The sequence below is a fragment of the Streptomyces odontomachicola genome, from assembly GCF_039605595.1.
Lineage (GTDB): Bacteria > Actinomycetota > Actinomycetes > Streptomycetales > Streptomycetaceae > Streptomyces.
Window position 1 is genome coordinate 157,955 of record NZ_JBCFOK010000012.1, and the last position, 20,125, is coordinate 178,079.

Annotated in this window: 1 protein-coding gene (only partly in view); it reads left to right on the forward strand. The window is 75.3% G+C overall.

Annotation, left to right across the window (positions count from 1 at the left end; all coding sequences use genetic code 11):
- Nucleotides 1-20,059: the final stretch of a lonely Cys domain-containing protein gene (locus ABEE00_RS22400; RefSeq protein WP_345747404.1), read on the forward strand. Its footprint begins 37,802 nt before the window's first position; the window shows 20,059 of its 57,861 coding nt (coding positions 37,803-57,861); its start codon lies beyond the left edge, outside the window; it ends in the stop codon at nt 20,057-20,059.
- Nucleotides 20,060-20,125 lie beyond the last annotated feature (66 nt).

Here is a 20,125-nt window from a genome sequence, read left to right on the forward strand (position 1 = left end):
GGGCGGCCAGCTCAAGAACCGGCCGCTCGGCCACCCGCTGGAGGACGCCGCCGGCCTGGACCACCTGCCGCGCGACCCGAGGTCCGGGGCGCGGATCATGGACGCGGCGACGCTGGCCGCGGTGCTGGAGGCCGACCCGAACCTGGCCGCGCTGGACAAGAGCGTGCCGGTGACGCTGATGCTCCCGAACGGCGCCCTGCTGAACATGGAGTTCGCCGAGGACGTGGCGGACCGCCTGGACAGGACCGTCTGGCTGCCCAGCGGCCGCGCACGCATGCACGCCATCCGCTCACCCCGCGGTCACGTTCCCGCGCTGATCGACACCAACCCCGGTGAGGGCGACGGCCGGCAGGGCAGCCCGTACGGCGACTGGGTACCGGTCGGGCCGAAGCAGGGGCGCCGGCGTGTGAACGAGCGGCGGACGGCGCTCGACGGCACCGTGTTCCACGACCGGGACATCTACCGCAGGCCGCTCGTCCTGGGCGAGAGGTGGTTCGGCGTCAAGCCCATGTCCGACCGGGACGCCGGGCGCTTGCGGGAGAACGAGATCCGGGAGTTCTCCTCGGGCCGCGCCGACCTGATCCATCAGGTCCGCACGGGAGAGGGGGTGTTCACCCTCGGCCGGGAGGAGCTTCCGCCCGGATTCCACGGGCGGGCCTTCGCGTACTTCACCCACGGGGCACCCGGAGCGGTGAGCTTCTCCCTCTGGGACGTCCGGCTGGTGTGGCAGGACGCCCATTCCGGGGCGCGCACCCTCGTGGACATGGTCCTGGACCAGCTCCAGGAGGACGACCTGCTGGTGGTGTGCTACGCCGCCGTACCCGGGGATCCCCGCGCGCACCAGGCGAGCCATCTGCCGGTACCGCCCGTGGACGACCCGCTCTCGGAGCTGTCGCTGACGCGCGAGGTGGCCAACGCGGCCCGGGACGCGGGGAAGAGGATCCGGGTCATGGGCTTCACGCGAGCGGTCGGCGTGGGTGGTCCGGGCATCACGGTCCAGGCCCCCGCCCGTGGCCCGCTCGGGAGGGCCGTGATCGAGGAGGCGGACCCCGACGAGCAGGAACTGAGCACGGTGGCGGTCACGCTGGGGCTGCACACCGGTGCCGGAATGGCGCCGCCCGAGGTGCTGGAGCGCCTGCGGCCGTTGGACCAGGCGCTGCGCCTTGTCTTCCGCGACGAGGTGAAGAGCGGTCCCGCGTACGAGGAGAAGCTGAGGAAGCTCCTCGCGCTGGACCAGATGCGCGCCAACGACCCGGCGTTCCGGGACTTCCCCTTCCGCATGGAGCTGTGGACCCGGTACGCGCGGAAGGCCAGCGGCCCGCGGGCGCCCCTGGACAGGAGCGCCCACCAGAAGGCCCTCGACCACGCGTGGCACACGTGGAGCCAGGACCGGGGCGCCGTGCTCCGGCCGATGGTCGCGGACAAGGACCTGGACAACGCGCATACCCGGCTCAGCAGCGGCGGCGCCGCGCTCGTCGAGTCCCTCCTCGGGCTTCCCTCCGGTGCCCCGCAGACGGCCGCGCAGTGGGCGAAGACCCTGTGGACCCTCGCCGCGGCCGAGGACGTGGCGCTGCGCGTACACCCGGACCACAAGCAGGAGATGGCGCAGTGGCTGCTGCACTCCCCGCAGCCGCTGCCCGACCCCCACGAGGCCATCGTGGAACTGGCGGCCCGCGCCCGCGTACGGCGGCGCGCGCTGATCCCTCCGGCGCTGGCCGCCTTCGACCTGGAATCCCGGCAGCCGTACGACCGGGGCTGGCCCCGCCCGAGGGGCGGCCTGCCCGCGGCGGCCGGATACAACTGGAGCGGTACGGAGACCCCCGGCGGCGTCGACGTGCTGCGCCTGGTCCGCAAGCCGGCGGGCCGGTACGGCTCCTCGGCGGAGGAGGTCGCGCCGTGGACCGAGGCCGGCGGCACGGGCGCTCCGAAGCTGGCGAAGAAGGGCCTCATCGCCACCGCCGTCGCCAGGGACGCCCAGGGCGGGCTGGTCGCGCACCTCCCCGACGCCACGGCGGTGCGGGAGAACGAGCTGCTGCACCTGCAGCTCACCTCTCCCGTGGAGGTCCACTCGCCCCTGGAAGCGGATCTGGCCCTGCTGGCCCCCGGGATGGGGGAGGAGCTTCCGCAGGCGTACGCCGACCACACCGGCCGGACCGTGTGGTACTACACCGGCGAGCTCGACATCGAACCCGTACCGGGTGACCCCGGCGCCCCCGCGAAGATCGTGCTGCTCCCCGCGAAGGACGGCACGCCGGGCGTGTGGAAGAAGGCGACGTGGCGGCCGCCGACGGCACCCTCGCGCCGGGTCGGGCCGCCGCGGCCCGCGCCCGGACCGTCCGGGACCGCCGGAGGGTCAGCCCGCGGCGGCGGTCGCGTGGACGGCCGCGGCGGTGTGAAGAAGACCGGTCCCGGCCGCGGCGGCAGCCGCGGCGGTGCGACCAAGCGGGGCCGCAGCAGCGGGGGTTCGGCCTACGGACCCGTGTCCACCTATGGCGACGCGCCCGCCTACGGCGCCGTGTCCGCCTCCGCGCAGGCCGTGGCCGCGGGACACGGCGCGCACGACCCGGACGCCCCGGCCGCCTCCGGCCCGGAGCGCGACGGCGCCCTCGACCCGTCTCCCGCGTACGGTGCCGCTCCCCCGTACGGCGCGGTGTCGGCGTACGCGGCGGGCGGCCTGGCGGAGACGGCGCACCCGTTCCACGCGCCGCCCGGCGGCAGCACCTCGGCCTTCGTCCAGCCGGTGCCGGTCCCGGAAGCGGCGGAGCCCGCCGTCGCGCGGACCCCGGTCCCGGCAGTCGACCCGGCGACGCATCCGCTGCTGTCGGACCTGACGGCCCTGCGGGACCTGAACGGGAACGCGGCGGGGCGCGCGCTGACCGAGGACGGGGCGGGCGACCTGGTCCCGGGAGCCGTGGACCTGTACCGGAGCCGGAAGAGCGGCGGCGAGTACCTGGTGGAGCGGGTCAGGCCGCTGTGGGGGGACAGGGCGTACCACGTGGTGCTCCCCGAGGGCACCCGTGACGGCGTGCCGCTGAGGGGCGGCGCGCTGAACGACCAGGGTCTCGGCGGGCAGTTGGAGGACCATCCGGCACTGGCTGACCTGGATTTCGACCAGAACGGGGCGCGCGTCGCGACCCCGGCGTGGCTGGCCGCGGTGCTGAAGGCCGACCCGAACCTGGCCGCGCAGGACAAGAGCGTGCCGGTGGTGCTGGTCGCCCCCTACGGGGCCGTGCGGAACCTGGAGCTCGCCGAGGCGGTGGCGGACGCGCTGGGCAGGCAGGTCTGGATATCCAGCGGCCTCGCCCGCATGCGGGAGGACGCGTCGCTCGGCGGGTACGTTCCCGCGCTGGTCGACGCCGATCCCCCGCGGCCCGAGGACGGTCATCCGGGCAGCCCCTACGGGGACTGGATCCCGATCGGGCCGAAGCCGGGACGGCTGCGCGTGAGCAGGCAGCGGATCGCGCTCGACGGCTCCGTCTTCCACGACAGGGACATCTTCCGCAGGCCGGTCGTCTTCGGCGGCAAGTGGCTCGGCGTGAAGCCCATGTCCGACCAGGACATGGGGCGGATGCGCGAGTCGCAGATCCGGGGCTTCACGGGGTCGGGGCACCTGGTCCACGACGTCGCCAAGGGCGCCGAAACGGTCGTCCTGGGCCGGGAGAAGCTCTCGCTCGGTCTCAAGGGGCGGGTCGTCGGAATCTTCACGCACGGAGAGCCCGGCAAGGTGAGCATCGTCCTCACCGACGGCCGGACGATGTGGCAGGACGCCCGGTCCGGAGCCGACACGCTCTGGAACATGGTCCGGGACTACCTGGAGGACGGCGACACGGTGCTCCAGATGGTGTGCTACAGCGCCGTCCCCGGAGACCCGCAGTTCAGGAACGTCGGCCACCTGCCGGCGCTCGACGTGCGCGACCCGCTGTCGCAGAGGTCGCTGGGACGCGAGTTCCACGCCCGGGCCCGCGCGGCCGGCAAGCGGATCAGGGTCATCACCTTCACGCGTCCCGTCGCGCCCCGCGGGGCGGACGTCGCGCTCCAGGACGCCGCCCGCACGCCGCTGCGGTTCCCCGGCCCCGGACCGCTGCAGGACCCCGGCTACACACCGCTGGGCGAAGTCGTGGCGTACGACGACGGCTTCCCCGTCGGGGACGAGCTGAGGCGGCTGGCGGTCAGGATGACGCTGCACGGCGGATCTGGGCCGGTGCCGCAGGAGATCCTGTGGCGCACGGAGCGGCTGTGGCAGGCACTGCGGCTCGCCTTCGGCAATGAGGCAGCGGACGATCCCGCCAGGTACGAGCAGCGGCTCCGCGGTATCGGCGCGCTGGACCGGCTGCGGGCCGACGACGCGTTCTTCAAGAACGTCCCCTTCGGGATGGAGCTGTTCAGCACCTACGTCCGCGGTGCCGTCGGCCCGGCGGCCTCGCACGACAAGGACGCCTTCGACCGCGCCCTCGACCACGCCGCGCAGCGGGTGGACATCCCGGGAGCGACGGTCTGGCCGGAGATCGGCGCGCCCCACGTGCGGGCGGCCATCGGGCGGTTCCGCACCGCCGCGGAGCACATCGTCCGGAACCTGCTGGCGCTGCCGTCCGGGACCGGGGTGACGCAGGAGCACTTCGGACGTGCGCTGTGGGCGGTGGCCGCCGGTGAAGGGCTGGCGATGTCCGTACCCGATGCCGAGAAGCCGGCGGTGGCGGCCTGGCTGCGCCACACGCAGGGACTGCCCGACCCGCACGCGGCCATCGTGGAGGTGGCGGCCCGCGCCCGTGACCGGCGACTCGGTCTGTCCCGCCCCGAGCTGGCCGCGTTCGACCTGCTGTGGTCCCGGCAGCCGTACGCGCAGGCATGGAAGAGGACGCCCGAGTATCCGGTGATCGGCTACAACTGGAGCGGCAAGGCCGCTCCCGCCGGTATCGAGCTGCTGCATCTGCTCGACAAGCCGGACGGCAGGGACGGCGAAGCGGCGGCGATGAGTGCTCCCTGGGCGCGGCCCGACGGCAAGGGCGGGCTGCGGCCGGACAAGCAAGGCGTCTTCGCCACCGCCGTGGCCAGGAACGACCAGGGCGAACTGGTTGCGCACCTGCCGGGAGAGCAGCCGGTGCGCGAGGACGAGCTGATGTCCCTGCACCTCATCTCCCCTGCGGAGACCGGAGCCAGGCCGGGCCAGGCGGATCTCGTCCTCCTGATCTCCGGGATGGAGGGTGCCCTGCCGCAGGCATACGCTGATTACACCGGCCGGGACGTCTGGTACTACACCGGCGAACTCGACATCGTCCCCGGCCGGGCCGGGGCCTCGGCCGGGTCCTCCGCCCAGGCCCCCGCCCAGGTCGCGCTGCTGCCCGGGAAGGACGGGACCCGGGGCGAGTGGAAGGTGGCGCGCTGGCAGCCGCCGCAGAAGAGGCAGCGCCAGCTCGACCCGGTTCCGGGCGCGGCGTCCGCTACCAGCACCGGCACGGCTCCCACATATGACGGGTCCGCGCCGTACAGCGCGGTGTCGGCGTACGCGCGCGGCGGTCAGGCCGTCCAGTTCCTGTCGTCGCCGACGGCGGCCGAAGAGGCGGTCGCCGGGGAGGCGGCGTCGGCGGCCCCGGCCACCGGCGGGGTGACGCCCTCGGCGGTCTCGGCGTACGCGTCCGGTGCGGACCTGGCCCCGCTGGCCTCCACACCCGCGTCGTCCGCGCCGCCCGGCGGGAGCACGTCGGTCTCCGTCACCGCGGCCCCTGTCCACGGCGGTCCCGCGGTCGACCGGGTGCATGTGGCGCTGGACGGCACCGTGTTCCGGGACAGCGATCTGTTCTCGCGGAAGGTCGTCAGCGCCGAGGGAGAGTGGTTCGCGACGGTCCTGGCTCCGGAGTCCGACGGCGGGCTGGAGCGGGCCAGGCACCTGGAGAAGGTCCGGCCGATGGAATGGCTGCGGCACGCCGTCGACACCGCGGGAGGGCCGAGGACGCTCGGCTGGGAGCGGATCCTCCCCGAGCTCCTGTCGGGCAGGCACCACGAGCTCGTGTTCCACGGAGGGGCGGGCCCTAGGCCCCTCATCCTGAACGACGGCAGGGAGGTCTGGCTCCCGGCCAGGGACCGTATACGGGTGCTCGCGGGGCTGCCGCAGATCCGTGATCTTCCCGCGGGCTACGGGGTCTTCCTCAACTCCTGCGACGGCGACATGTCCGCCGACGCGCGGCAGCCGCGGGCGGCCCACCTCGCCAATCCCCTCGTGGACGACCCGCTGGAAGAGCTGGGGCAGCACCAGGAGTTCGCCAACCTCAGCCGTAGGGACGCCATCGCCGCGACCCGTCAGATCAGCTACGGGCCGGCCCGCCGTTCGCTGTGGGCCACGCCGTGGGGCCGTCTCGGCGGACTGGTCCTGTACCGGCCGGAGCCGCTGCCGCACGAGCTGGACGACCTGGCGCGCCGTGCGGGGCTGCACGGCCCGGGGCAGGCGTCGCGGGAGGTGCGGGGCCGGACGCTGCGGCTGGTGCGGGCGCTGCGCCTGGCCTTCGGCGCCGAGGTCGAGTACGACAGCCCGGCGTACGAGCGGAAGCTGCGCGGCATCGGCGCGCTGGAGCGGATGCGGGCCAACGACCCGGAGCTGCGGCAGTACCCGTTCCGGATGGAGCTGTGGGACCGCTACGCCCACCGGCTCGCCGGTTCCGCGGCCCCCTCCGACGCCACTACCCGAGGGGCCGCGCTCGACGACGCGCTGGCGAGGGTCGGAGCGGACTCCGGAGCCACCCTCGGGCGCCTGGTCGCCGGGGCGGATCTGGACGCCGCCCTCGGCCGGCTCCGCGACGGCGGTGAGGGGCTCGTGCGCGAGCTGCTGGAACTGCACGACCAGAGCACGCCGTTGACGCCTCTGCAGCGCGGGCGTGCCCTGTGGACGTACGTCCGCGCCGAGGGCGTGGTGGGCAAGGCCACCACCCACAAGGACGCGGTGGCCACCTGGGTGCTGCACACCCGGCAGCCGGGCGACCCGCACCACGGGCTGGTGAAGAGGGCGGCGCAGGCCGTCGCCAACGGCTGGGGCACCCGCCTCCCGCATCTGGCCGGCCGTCTGGCCGCAGGGGCCGACTCGGGGCACCCGATCCCCGCCTTCACGGAGCTGGCCGCCTACACCCTGGCGCGCGAGCACGAGCCGTTCGCGCGGACCTGGCCCGCGCCGCGCGAGGCGGGGTTGCCCGGCGTCTCGGGATACAACTGGGACAAGGGGCATCCACCCGGGGGCCTGGACCTGCTGGAGGTGCTGGACGGCGCCACCCGCGAGTTCGAGTCCGCGCCGTGGACCACCCGGGGCCACGGCGGCGGGCTCAAGGCGACCGCGCCCGCGTTCCTCGTCCACCGCGTCGGGCGGGACCAGGCGGGCAGGTACAGCGCGTTCCTGTCCGGCGAATCCCACGTCGTCCAGGCGCAGGAGCTGCTGACGCTGCTGCTCGCCTCCCCCGTGGAGGCCGAGCTGCCTCCCCGCGTGCCCGCGGTCCTGCTGGGGATGGACGGCCCGCTGGCGCAGGAGTACGCCGACCGCACCGGCCGCGACGCCTGGTACTTCACCGGTGCGACCGACGTCGTGCGGACCGACGCCGACCCCGCGGTCCCCGCGGTGATCAAGATGCTCCCGGCCCCGGGCACCGGCGCCCGGGGCGAGTGGAAGCTCGCCAGGTGGCAGCCGCCGAGGACGGTTACCCGAAACCTGGTGCCGGGACCGAACCCACCCTCGGGCGGCACGGCCCCCGCGCACGACACAGCGCCGCTCGCGGGCCGGCCCGCCCGCCAGGGCGCACAGGCCGGACCCGCCACCGGCGCCGGGACGGCCTCCCGTCCCGCGCGGGGTCCTGAGTGGGGCGGCAGGCTGGTCGACCGGGGTCCCGGACAGGCCACCCGGCCGCGGCCGGTCGTGGGTGCCGCCCGGATGCCGGATGCCGCACCGGCGTCGTCCGCCGCGCGTACGCACGCGCCGCCGATCGACCCCGCCACGCATCCGCTGCTGTCCTCCGCGACGGTTCTGGCGGACCGGGAGAGGAACAGCGTGGGCCGGGTATGGGGCGAGCGCCGTGCGCATGACGCGCGCCAAGTGAAGAGCATCTTCCCAGGAACAGTGAGGCGGTACAGGGAGAGCTCGGGGCGCGGTACCCACGCGGTGGAGGACGCGGTGCCGCAGCCGTGGCCGGAGGAGTCGTACTACGTGCTGCTTCCCGCGACCGATTGGCGGGGTGTGCTGTGGCGGGGACAGGCAGGGCGCCAGAGCCAGCTGCGGAACAGGCGGCCGTTGGAGGGGCACCCGGACCTGGCGCATCTGCCGCTGGACGAGACGACGGGCGCACGGATCATGAACCCGGCGGGGTTGGCCGGGTTGCTCGAGGCCGACCCGGAGCTGGCCCGGCTACGGGCACGGCTGCGCCCCCTCGGCAAGCGTCCGCGGGTGGTGCTGGTGCTCCGGGACGGAGACCGGGTCGACTACGGTCCCCTCGCCAGGGAAGTGAGCCGGGGGCTGGGGCTGCCCGTCGCGTTTCCGCGTGGGGGGCACGCGGAAGTACGCGGCGGCAATGAAGGTAGGGAAATCGCGCTGGTGGACCGGGCGGTCCCGGTCCAGCGGGCAGAGTTCAGCCTGGTCGAGCCGGAGCCGCTGCCGGAGTGGGAAGGCGGGGACCAGCAGGCCGTCGCGCCCGCCGGTGCCGCGGCGCACGGCGACGAGCCGGCCGGTCCGGCCGCTTCCGGCGCGGACCCGGCCACGCATCCGCTGCTGTCGAACGTGACGGCCCTGACGGACCGTCCGGGGAACGCGCCCGGGCACGTGCTGGGCAGGTCGTGGAGTCCCAGCGGTGCGCACCCCGTGCGCCCGGGGATCCTGCGGTGGTACGTGGAGAGCGACGGCGCCGTACAGATGGTGGGAAGTGTCCCGCAGGACTGGCTGGAGGACGCCTACTACGTGGTGCTCCCCGCGGCCGGCCGGCGGGGTGTGCACCTGAGGGGCAGCACGTTGAACGGGCGGCGGGTGCTGCCGTTGCACCTGGGCGACGGCCTGGCGCACCTTGAGACGGACGAGGAGACGGGCGTACGGGTGCTGGGCCCGGCGGCGCTGGCCGGGCTGCTGGAGGCCGATCCGGGGCTGGCACGGGCGCGGAACCGGCTGCTTCCCCGCGGCAGGCGTCCGCGAGTCGTGCTGGTGACACCGGACGGGAACCTGGACCTCCACCGTGCCTATGGCGCCGCGGTGCGGCGCGTGCTGGGGCTGCCCACGGCGGTTTCGCGCGTACCCGTCGAGATGCGCCGCGGGGAGGACGGGTACTACGCGCTCTCGGTGGTGGACCGGGGCGGTGCGGACCTGCCAGGACCGGGTGAGGAATTCGAGCTGGACGAGCCGCAGCCGCAGCCGCAGCCCTGGCCGCAGGTTCCGGTGTGGCCCGTCGGCTCTGAGCGGGGCGCGGGCGAGCAGCCGATGGACCTCGACGGCATGGACGGGAGTTTCCCGGCCGACGACCTCTCCGGCGACCTCTCCGACGATCTCTCCGGCGCTCCGGAGGCCGTGGACGGCCTGGAATGGCCCGGTGCCTTCCCCGACGCCGCCGGTCAGGTTGCCCGCGCCTACGAGGAGCAACTCCTGCGGGCCCACACGCTGACCTGGCAGGGGCGGGGCTTCCAGCCCGCCGGGTACGACTGGACCGGGGTGGAGAAGCCGGGCGGCGTCGATCTGCTGCGGATGCACTACTTCGACTCCGACGGGATATTGCAGGACGTCAGGCCGGCGCCGTATGTCCCGGTCGGCGCCGGCGGTTCCGTCCCGGCGGAGAGCGGCGGCCTCCTCTTCGTCGGCCTCTCCCGTGACGCCGACGGCCTCCTGACCGCGCACTGGCCCGACGGTCCTCACCCCGTGCTGTACGACGAGTTCCTGGCCGTGCAGCTCAAGGAGTCCCCGGCCGAGGCCGTGTACGACGCCTCGCAGGCGGACATGGTCTTCCTGGCCCCCCGGATGGGAGAGAGCGGGCTGCCGCAGGCGTACCTCCGCCACACCGGCCGGCATAGCTGGTACTGGACCGGTGACCTCGACTACCACACGGTCAACGGCCCCGACGGTCCCTTCACCGTCATCGGGCTGCTGCCCGACCCGGTCACCGGCGGGCTCGGGGAGTGGCGGTCCACCCGTGGGCAGCGGCCTGCCCCGTCGTCGGACCCGCTGCCCCCCTCGGAGGGCCCCTCCTCCTCCGGCGGCGCCGACTGGTCCGAGGGCGCCGGCGGGTTCAGGGACGGCCGTGCCGGGGGCGGTTCCCGGTACGCGGGAGCGTTCACCGCTGACGACGGGTGGCCGCGTGACTCCTTCCCGCCGTACGCGTCGGCGCGGCTGGACCAGGGGCTGGAAGCGGAGGCCACCCGGGCGGGCGGCCGTGTGCCGGACGGCGGACGGACCGTGCCCCGGCGGACGGCCGCGGCAGGCGTGCCCGCGCCCTCCGCCCTGTCGGCCTACGCATCGGGCGCCCGGTTCCTGAACGCGCCGTCCGCACCGCCGCCGGCCCCGGCCGCGGCGATCACCCCGGCCCTCGCCCGGCCCGTCCCCGCGGTGCCGCGGGGCGGACGGCAGGCCGGTGCCCCCGCCGCGGCGGCCGTGCCGGCAGTCGACCCGGCGACGCATCCGCTGCTGTCGGACCTGACGGTGACGGCGGGCCCCGACGGGGCTCCCCCGCAGGGGCGGAACCTGACCGGTGAGCGGATCGAGCGGGTGCTGCCCGACAAGGAGTACCTGTACGCGGCGGGGACCGGCGGCGACTGGCTGCTGGAGTCGCCGGACGCGCGCTGGCCCCGCTCGGCGTACTTCCTGGGCCTGCGGGCCGACGACCGGGGCGTGCTGATCGGCGAGACGCTGAACGGACACGGTCTCGGCGGCCTGCTGCGGGGGCACCCGGATCTCGCGCGCCTGCCGTGGGACCCGGAGTCCGCCGCGTGGATCATGTCTCCCGCGGTGTTCGCGGCGTGGGCGGCGGCCGACCCGCTGCTGGCGGCACGGCCCGCGCACGCTCCGGTGGTGCTGTCGTTCCCGTACGGGGCGCTGCTCACCATGGAGCTGGCCGAGGCGGTGGCGGACGCCACGGGCCGCAGGGTGTGGATCCACAGCGGTGACGGCGGGCTGCGCCCCGGCGAGACGGGGCACGGACACGTCCCCGCGACGACCGAGCACGGCCTGTCCACTCCGCGCGGGGACTGGCTGGCCGTCGACCCGGTACCGGGCCGGAAGCCGCGGGCCGGCCGGCACAGGGCGGCTCTCGGCGGCGGCGCCTTCCACGATCGTCAGGTCTTCCTCCGTCCCGAGGTCAGCGCGGACGGGTCGTCGGTCGCGCTCAGGTCCATGTCCGACGCCGACCAGGGGCGCGCCCGGGAGGCACGCCACCGGGCCAGGCCCAGCCCGCGGTGGATGCGGCATTACGTCGACACCACGGAGGGTGAGGAGACACTCGGCTGGGAGGAGCTTCCCGAGGAGTTCCGCTCGGGGCGCATCTCCCGGTTCTTCGCGCACGGAGCCCCCGGTGAGGTGGGGCTGGTGCTGTGGGACGGGCGGATGATGCGGCTCGACTCCGGCAGCGGCGCGGTCGCGCTGGCGGAGCTGGGGGAGGGATTCCTCGCCGGCGGCGACATGTTCTTCCTGGAGGTCTGCTCCGGAGCCAGGGCCCTCGACCCGGAGACCCGCAGGGAACGGTTCGGCCACCTCCCCGTGCCTCCCGTCGACGATCCGCTGCGGGTGCGGGACCTGCTCCACGAGTTCGCCACCCGCAGCCGGATGCGGAGCATCGGCGTCAGCGGGAAGAACGGTCCCGCCGCGCAGGGCCGTGACATACAGGCCACCGCCGGGGGAGAGATACGCGAGGTGGTCGCGGCCCGTCCCGACCCGGCCCCGGCGGAGCTGGAGAGGCTGTCGGAACGGGCCGGAGCGCCCGTCGGCCCGGACCAGGAGCGGGCGCTGCGCCACGTCTTCGGTGAGGAGGTCGCCGACAGCGCCGGGTACGACGGACTGCTGGCCGGAATCGGCGCGCTGGAGAGGATGCGGGCCAACGATCCCGTGCTGCGGGAGTTCCCCTTCCGGATGGAGCTGTGGGACCGGTACGCACGCTGGTTCGCCGGCCCGGGCAGGACCGGTGACGCGTGGGGCAGGCCCGACCAGGACGCCTACCGTGCGGCCCTCGCCCACGCGCTGAGACGGCACACCGAGAACAGCGGGGCCGTGCTCCGCCCATGGGTGGCGGGGGACGACCTGAGCGCCGCGCTCGACCGGCTCGCGCGGGGCGGCGACGCCCTCGCCCGGTGGGTCCTTGACCTCTCCTCGCTGAGCCGTCCGCTGATGCCGCTCGAACGGGCCCGTGCGCTGTGGAGCCTGGTCGGCGCCGAGGGCGTCGTCCGCGCCGTCCCCGAGGCCGAACGGGAGACGACGGCACGCTGGCTGCTGCACACCTGGCAGCCGGGGGAAGCGCACGACAACCTGGTGGAACTGGCGGTGTCGGCGATCGTCCGCCGCCGGGGCACCAGCCTTCCTGAGCTCGCCGCCTTCAACCTGGAATACCGCGGCGCCCACCGGCAGACCTGGGGACGGCCCGACCGCGACGGCGCTCCCGTCCCGGCCGGATACAACCTGGGCAGGACCCGCACACCGGGCGGCCTCGACCTGCTCCACGAACTGCGCGTCTCCTACGGCACCGACGGCAGGGAGATCCTGACGCCGGGCATCGCGCCGTGGGCCGGGACGGACGAGCACGGTGCCGCCTCCACGCGGTGGAGGTCGTTCCTCGTCCTGCGTACCGAGCGGTCGGCCGACGGCACGCAGATCGCGTACCTGCCCGACGGCCCGCACCTGGTGACCGACGACGAGGTGTTCCATCTGGCGGCCGGCTCGCCGGACGAGGACGCGATGGCCCCCTCCGACGGTCCTGCGGTCTTCCTGGGGCCGAGGGGCGACGTGGCCCAGAGGTACGCGGACCACACGGGCCGGAGCGTCTGGTACTACACCGGTGACACCGAGCTCGTCCCGTACGGGAACGAGCCCGACTCCCCATGGGTCATCAAGCTGTTCCCCGACCCCGTCACAGGGGCGCCAGGCGAGTGGAAGAAGGCCACCTGGCGGCGGCCCGGCTCCCTCTCCCGCGAACTGCTCCCCCCGACCGGGCACCCGCCCGGGGACAGCCGGCAGGGGCCTGACCGCAAGCGCAAGAGGGGCAGCCCCGGCGCTTCCGGTTCCGGCAGCCGTCGGCATGCCGGGGGGCCGCGCGGCGGGGAGCGTCGCGGCGGCGGATGGTACGGCCGTGCGCGGGGCCTGGCCCCGCCCCTGCCGGCGCCCACGGTCTCCGCCGCCCAGCCGGTGTTCTCCACCGCGCAGGCGGAGTTCGCCACCGCGTGGCCGGTGGCCCCGGACGAGCAGGCGCCCGCCCCCGCGTCCTCCGTGGCCCGGCCCGAGCCCGCCGGCGGGACACCGGCCGCCTCGCCGTACGCGGGGCTGTACGGGTCTGCCTACCCCGAGACCGCACGGCGGTACGAGAGCGCCGTGCGGACCGTGCTGCTCGGCAGGCGAACCGCGGCCGCCACCGCGAAGGACCTGGTGGGGAAGGTCCGCAGGCATCTCGCCTGGTACCACGGCGGGGACGACGCGGCCCGGCTCTTCCTCACGGACGGCAGGAGGGCCGGCCTCGACCGGCTGCTCGGCGACGAGAAGAGCGCGGAAGCGCTCGTGGACTGGTTCGTGCGGGCGATGGGCTTCGCCGACGACCCGGAACCGTTCACCCTGAGCCGCCTGTGGCAGGACCAGCCGAAGCTCAACAGGCTGAGGATCCCCACGGGGACGCCGCGGCGCCGCGCGTACAGCGCGGCGGAGCGGGCGGAACTGACCGCGCGCGGACTGCGGATCAGCGAGGGCCCGGCCGTGGAGGCGGCCAGGCACTTCCGCGTCGCGCGGGCCCTCGGGATGTCCGGGGCCGAACTCATGCTGCTGCGGGAGCTGCTGGTGGCGCACAGCCTGGCGGGCCCCGGCGACGCGGGGACGCGGGGCGCGGCGGCTGACGGTCCCGTGCGGAGCGGCCCCACGGCCTGGGAGGTCGCGGTGGCGGCCCAGGAGGCCGGGGTGCGCGACGAGGCGGACCCCGACCTGTCCGCGGTCGACGGCGCCCGCTTCTACGCCTGGCTCGACGCCGTCGCGAACCCGCGCAGGAACACGAAGCCCCTGCCCGAGCTCGCGCTGCCGCACAGGTCGAGGTACGCCGGCGCCTACGACGGGAAGGTGATGCCGCACGCGACGCTGCGGGAGGTCACCGCCCTGTTCCGCGGGGGCTCCTCGCCCGGCCTCTGGCTGAGGGCCGGGGAGGCGCGCCGCGACGCCTACCGCCACTGGCTGCGGCACGGCGTCCCGACGATGCTGGGCCGCAACCTCGAGGACAGCCACGTACAGGCGCTGTACCTGCTGGACACGGACGCCCCGCTGCTGCACCCGTGGCTGGTCTCCCACGACGGCCCGCCGCCGCCCGAGGTGCTGGACGAGATCGCGCACGCGGTGTGGCGGACGTTCCACACCGGCCGGACCCTTCCGCGGCTCCTCGGCTCGGACGACGCCTTCCGGACGCCGGCCGGGGGCGGGGCCGCACCCGGCGAACTGCCGGCACGCGTGGCGGAGCTGTACTCCGACCCCGCGTGGCGCGCGCGCCTGCGACCGCACGCGGCGATGGCCCAGGAGGCCCTGCGCAGGCTGCCCCTGCTCCCGAAGGGGGAGCCCGTCTACCAGACGCTGCTGCTGAAGGAGGTTCCGGCGAAGGGCGAGCGGCTGACGCTGCCGCCGTCCCAGAGGGGCACGGTCTCCCGCGACGTCGCGGCGCGCGAGGCGGCGGCGCTCGCGGGTCCCGCGGCCGGGAAGGGCCTCAGGGCGGTCTCGGTGCGGGTGGTGAACCCCACCGGAAAGGAGACCGCGCTCTTCGCCGAGCACCCCGAGCCGGGGACGGTGCTGAACGGCCGGGCGACCGTGGTGGAGGTGGCCGACGACCCCGTCGCCGTCACGGACGCCTCCCGCGGCGTGACGTACTGGTCGGCCGCCGGCAAGGAGCTTCCGAGGCCGCTGCCGGAAAAGGTGTGGGAGCGCGACGTCATCACCCGCACGGTCACCGACGCGCAGGGCCGGATCACCGGGGCCGTCGGCTTCGACGCGCACGAGTGGTACGCGTACTTCCACCAGAACGAGTGGAAGACGCCGTCGCAGACGCACAGCCTCATGCTGAGCTCCCTCCAGGGCTGGAACGTGCCGATCGGCATCGCCGGCCACACCTGGGCCGGCAGGCCGTCGCGGAGCTGGGGCACCCACGGCTTCGGACCGGTCTGGGAGGTGACGGGCGTGGACGGCACCTACGTGTCGGACACCCCGCAGACGGGCCTGCTCCTCGACCGGCTGCTGGAGAGCTGGGGCGCGGACGAGCAGGTGGAGATCGTGGCGGACTCCTGCCACACCGCCTACGACGGCGACGGCCCGCCCCACTCCTCGGGCGTCGGTCGCCTCGCCGACTCCACGGGGCGCGTCGTGCACGGTCCCACGGTCGAGTCGGTCGCCGCCTTCATGAAGGGCCTTCGGCGGGAACCGGACGGGCCGGCCGCGCGGTGGGTGCGCATGGCGCCGCGCGGTGCGCAGGAGGTGGCGCGGCAGGCGCGCGCCGGGCGGCGGGCGGCGGCCGCGCGCACGCTGCTGCCGAAGAGCCTGTACGGGGACGGCTGGCCCGCCGTCGCCGGGGCGTTCGAAGGCGCGCTGGCCGGAGTGCTGGAACGTGACTCCGAGGTCCTGAAGGAGGCGAAGCACGCCCTCGGGGCCGTGTGGGCCGCCAGGTCGTCCGAGCCGGGGCTGAGCGAGGCGGTCGCGCGGGAGCTGTCGCTGCCGACGTCGTGGTACTCCCTGAACGTGCGGGTGGGCAGGGAGGTGCGGCGCCTGGCCGACCCCGCGTCCCCGGCCGGCCTGCGCCAGGTGATGGACCTGTACGCACTGATCGCCTCCTACTCCGACTCCGCACCCGCCAGGCCGTCGTCGGCGCAGGGCGAGGCGGAGACCGCCGGCAGGCTGCGGGACGAGCACGGGATCCCGATGGTCACGGGCGGCCGTTCACCGGCGACCCGGCTCCTGGGGACGTACCGGGACCTGGTGAGCGGGAAGGACGGACGCGTATGGCGCTTCCGCGAGGCGCTGGTGGCGTGGCTGGTGCCGCAGGGCCGGAACTCGCTGTACGAGGTCCTGCGCGCGACCTCGACCGGGGCGGGCCCCTGGCGCGGCGAGCGCGACACACGCGAGCTGGGCGGATACCACGGCGGCGGTGCCGAGCTGTACCGGGCCGCGCTGGAGCTGTTCGCCCCGCGGGAGCGGACCGGGGACCCGGAGCTGCTGGCCGGGCTCCGTCCGCCGCACGAGGTCGCGTACGAGCGGGCGGCCACCGAGTCCGAGCGCGGCCTGCCGGAGTTCGGCGGGCTGAGCCTGGCGCACCGGATCGCGCTGCGGCGGCTGGACGCGGCGGGCGGTCCTGAGCTCCTGGGGCCGCTGGACCTGGCGTTGGCGGCCGAGGCCGTCCAGGAATCGGCGGCCCACCGGACGCGGCGGCCGACGGTCTGGATGACCGGACGGCTCGGCACGGCGGACTGGCGGCGGACGGGCGCCGTACTGGTGCCGCCGTTCCAGCCGGCTGACACCCTGCGCGAGTCGGCGGACGCCACGCTGCACAGCGCCCCCGACCTGCCGCAGGACGGCTCCGTGCGGGTGCTGGACGAGATCGAGGAGACGTCGGCCGGGCCCGTGCCCGGGGACCGGGTGCGGTACGCCGAGTGGACCGAACTGCGGGTGGTCTCCGCCCGCTGGGTCGAGCCCCGGGAAGGCTCGCAGCAGCACCCGTACGTGCACAGGGTGCTGCGCGAGAGCGATCCGTATCTGCCGCCGGAGGAGGGCGGCACGACGCCGGACCAGGGGTCTGACCAGGGCCCGGACCAGGACCACGGTGGTGACGCCTCGTCGGCGGGCGGCGTGACGGACACCGGCGCCGACGCGGACAGCGTGGCCGGTACGGACGCCGTCGCCGAGCCGGACACGGCCGCGGCCGAGGACACGGCCGCCGCTCCGGAAGCGGCCGCCGAGCCGGACACGGATGCGGCCGAGGACACGGCCGCCGCTCCGGAAGCGGTCGCCGAGCCGGACACGGCCGCCGTTTCGGGAACAGCCGCCGGAGCAGCGGAGACCGTCGCCGTCCTGGAGGAGGCGCAGGAGGCGGAGGAGGCGCGGGCGGAGCCGGAGCGCGAGCCTGCGCCCCGGCCCGAGCGGGCGGACCTCCCCGCCTGGGAGGCCGGCGACCCGGACGCGCCGCAGTTCGCCGCCCTCTTCCGGAGCCCGGACTACCGGGCGTACAGCGCCCGGTACGAGGCGGCGGTCACCGACGTGCTGGCCGGGTCGGCGGTGGGCGCCGCGCGGCAGGCGGTGCGTACGGCCGCCGCCGTGGCGGACGGTTCCCCGGACGGCCCGCTGGACGGCTCCCTGGACGGCGTGCTCGGCCTGCCGGACGACGATCCGGAGACCCTGGACGCGCTCATGCGGGCCTACACCCGGCTGGTCGGCCGCGACGTCCTGCCGGAGGAGCTGCGCGGCGCGGTGGACGTGCCGACGCGGGAGTTCGTGCGGAGCCTGCCGCGGGACCGGCGCGACGGGTACGCGCAGCCCCTGGACTCGCGGGGCTTCCGGCAGGTCGGAGGCGTCGGCGGTCCGGCGCTGGGCCTGCTGACGGCGTACCGCGAGAGGGGCGCGTCGGACGAGGAGCTGGCCGGTCTGCGCGCGGCGGCCGCCGTGTGGCTGACACGGGTGCACGCCCAGTCGCCCGCCGAGGTGCTGCGCGATTCCCACCGGCTCGGCCTCGGCAGCGAGGAGGAGCGCGCCGCTCTGTCGCAGGACGCCCCCCGGTTCCACATGTGGCTCGACGGCCGGATCGCCCCGCTGCGCGGGACCGGGACGCTGGACGCGGACACGGAGGCATGGCTGACGCCTCCGCACCAGCGCTTGTACGACGCGTGGTTCGCCGGCCGCTACACGCCGTTCGACTCCTCGCCGGAGATGCGGTCGGTGCTCGCTGCCAGGGAGTGGGTGCTGGCGGCCCTGCGGGGGCAGCCGCAGCTCCCGCCGCAACCGCAGGTCCAGGAGCGGGTCGACTACTTCCTGGAGTGGCTGGAGACCTACCGGGCGGCGGGCTCGGAGGCGCTGCGCCGGATGAGCCCGGCACATCTGAAGGCGCTGTTCCTCTACACCGGGGACGACTACAAGGTCTTCAAGTGGTGGCTGGACGGCGGCCGGTCCGATGCCGGGGTGCTGCGGTCCCACGTGCTGTCGACGGCACGCGAGGCGGCCGAGGCGGGCGGCTCCGCCCCGCCGGTCCCGGTCTTCCTCGACGGGATACCCGACTTCCGGGTCCTGGTCGACGACCTCGTACGGGAGGGGCGTCCTGACGGGGCGCGCGAGCGTGCGCAGGCCGACCGGGTCGTGCGGCGGCTCCAGGCGGATCTGCCCCCGCACGTCGGCATGCTGAGGGAGGCGTGGGAGCTCCTTCCGCCGGCCGACGGCACCGTGTTCCGCGGCGACCGCGCGGTGCCGGGCAGGCTGGAGGCGCCCGCAGGTCACGGCCGGGACGGCACCGGTGCGGCCACCGCGTCCGCCAACTTCTCCTCCAGGACGCTCTCCTGGGACGAGGCGTTCACCTTCACCGTCAGGCGGGACCCGCTGGAGGGCAGGTTCCGTGAGCACATCAGGTACGTGCGCAGCGCCGCGCGGGAGGTCACGCCGTTCTCCAGGTTCCCGGCCGAGGAGGTGGTCCAGCTTCCCGGGATGGTCGCCGAGCCGGTCAGCAGCACGGTGCGCGCCTTCGTCACCAGCGGCCGCGGAACGATCGGATACCGGGAGACCGTGGCGCTGGAGAGGCCGGAGCGGGACGCCGCCGCGTCCTTCGGCGACGCCGGCTCCGCGTCGTACCCGGCGGACTCCGTCGGCGACTTCCCCGTCGGCGGCTTCCCTGTCGGGGAGGCGGCCGGCGGGCTCCCCGACGGCGAGCGGGAGCCGGCCGTGGCGGCCGCCCCCGTGCCGCCGGTCTCGGACGGCTGGGCCGTCCCGGCGGGCCTGACCGTCAAGCGGGTGTTCGCGGACGGCCGCCTGCTGGGCCTGGCCTCGTTCCCCGAGGGGGAGTGGGCCCGCTTCGCGTCGGTGTTCCCGCAGCTCGCGGGGCAGCACCACTACTACGCGTGGACCAGGGCCGGCGACCGTGCGTCCGCGACGCGGCACAGGCTCCCGGGCACCGGGCACGCCTTCTGGGCCTCGCACGGCGGCAGGGGAGGCTACCGGCTGGCGCTCGAAGGCGGTGGTACGTACGAGGACGACGGCCGGGTGGTCGACCTGCTCTTCCTCAAGGCGCTCAGGGAACTGCCGCCCGAGCAGCGGCCGAACACGATCACGGCGCTGCCCTGCGGTCCCGGCGCGGACGAGGAGGGGCTGACGCTGCTCCGCGTCCGTACGGGGCACATCAGCGGCGCGGCGCGGCGCCCCATCCTCGCGCCGTCGGGCTCCTCCGGCCTCGCCCCGAACACGAAGCCGCACATACCGGTATCCGAACTCAGCCTGCTGGAAGGGGAGAAGGGCGAGGCCACGCACTTCTACGAGCACGACGCCGGCACGTTCCGCCGGGTGCCGCACCGCAAGGGCGCCGCGGCCCTGCGCGCCGCCCACCCGGACTACCCGGACCGCGCGTACGTGCTGGGCGCGGGCGGCACGGGCGGGACGGGCGCCTCCTCCCCGCACGCGTCGCATCCGAGGGCGCGCGGCGGCTCCTCGGCCGTCCGGCGCCGGTGGGCGGCCGACGCGGAGCAGCGGGACATCCCGGGTGTCGGCGGCGGTGTGACCGGCACGGCGTACCTCCCCCGGAACACGAGCGCCCGGGGCACGCGGACCGGCCTCGGACACGAGACGCCGGAAACCGGTCCGCGCACCGCCCCGCTGGCCTGGAAGGCATCCCACGAGCTCGACATGGTGACCGACGAGCAGGGCGGGGCCACGCAGTGACTCCGCTTCGACCGCGGCTTCGACCGCGCGACGGACCGGCGCCGGGACGCCCCGGCTGCGGGTCCT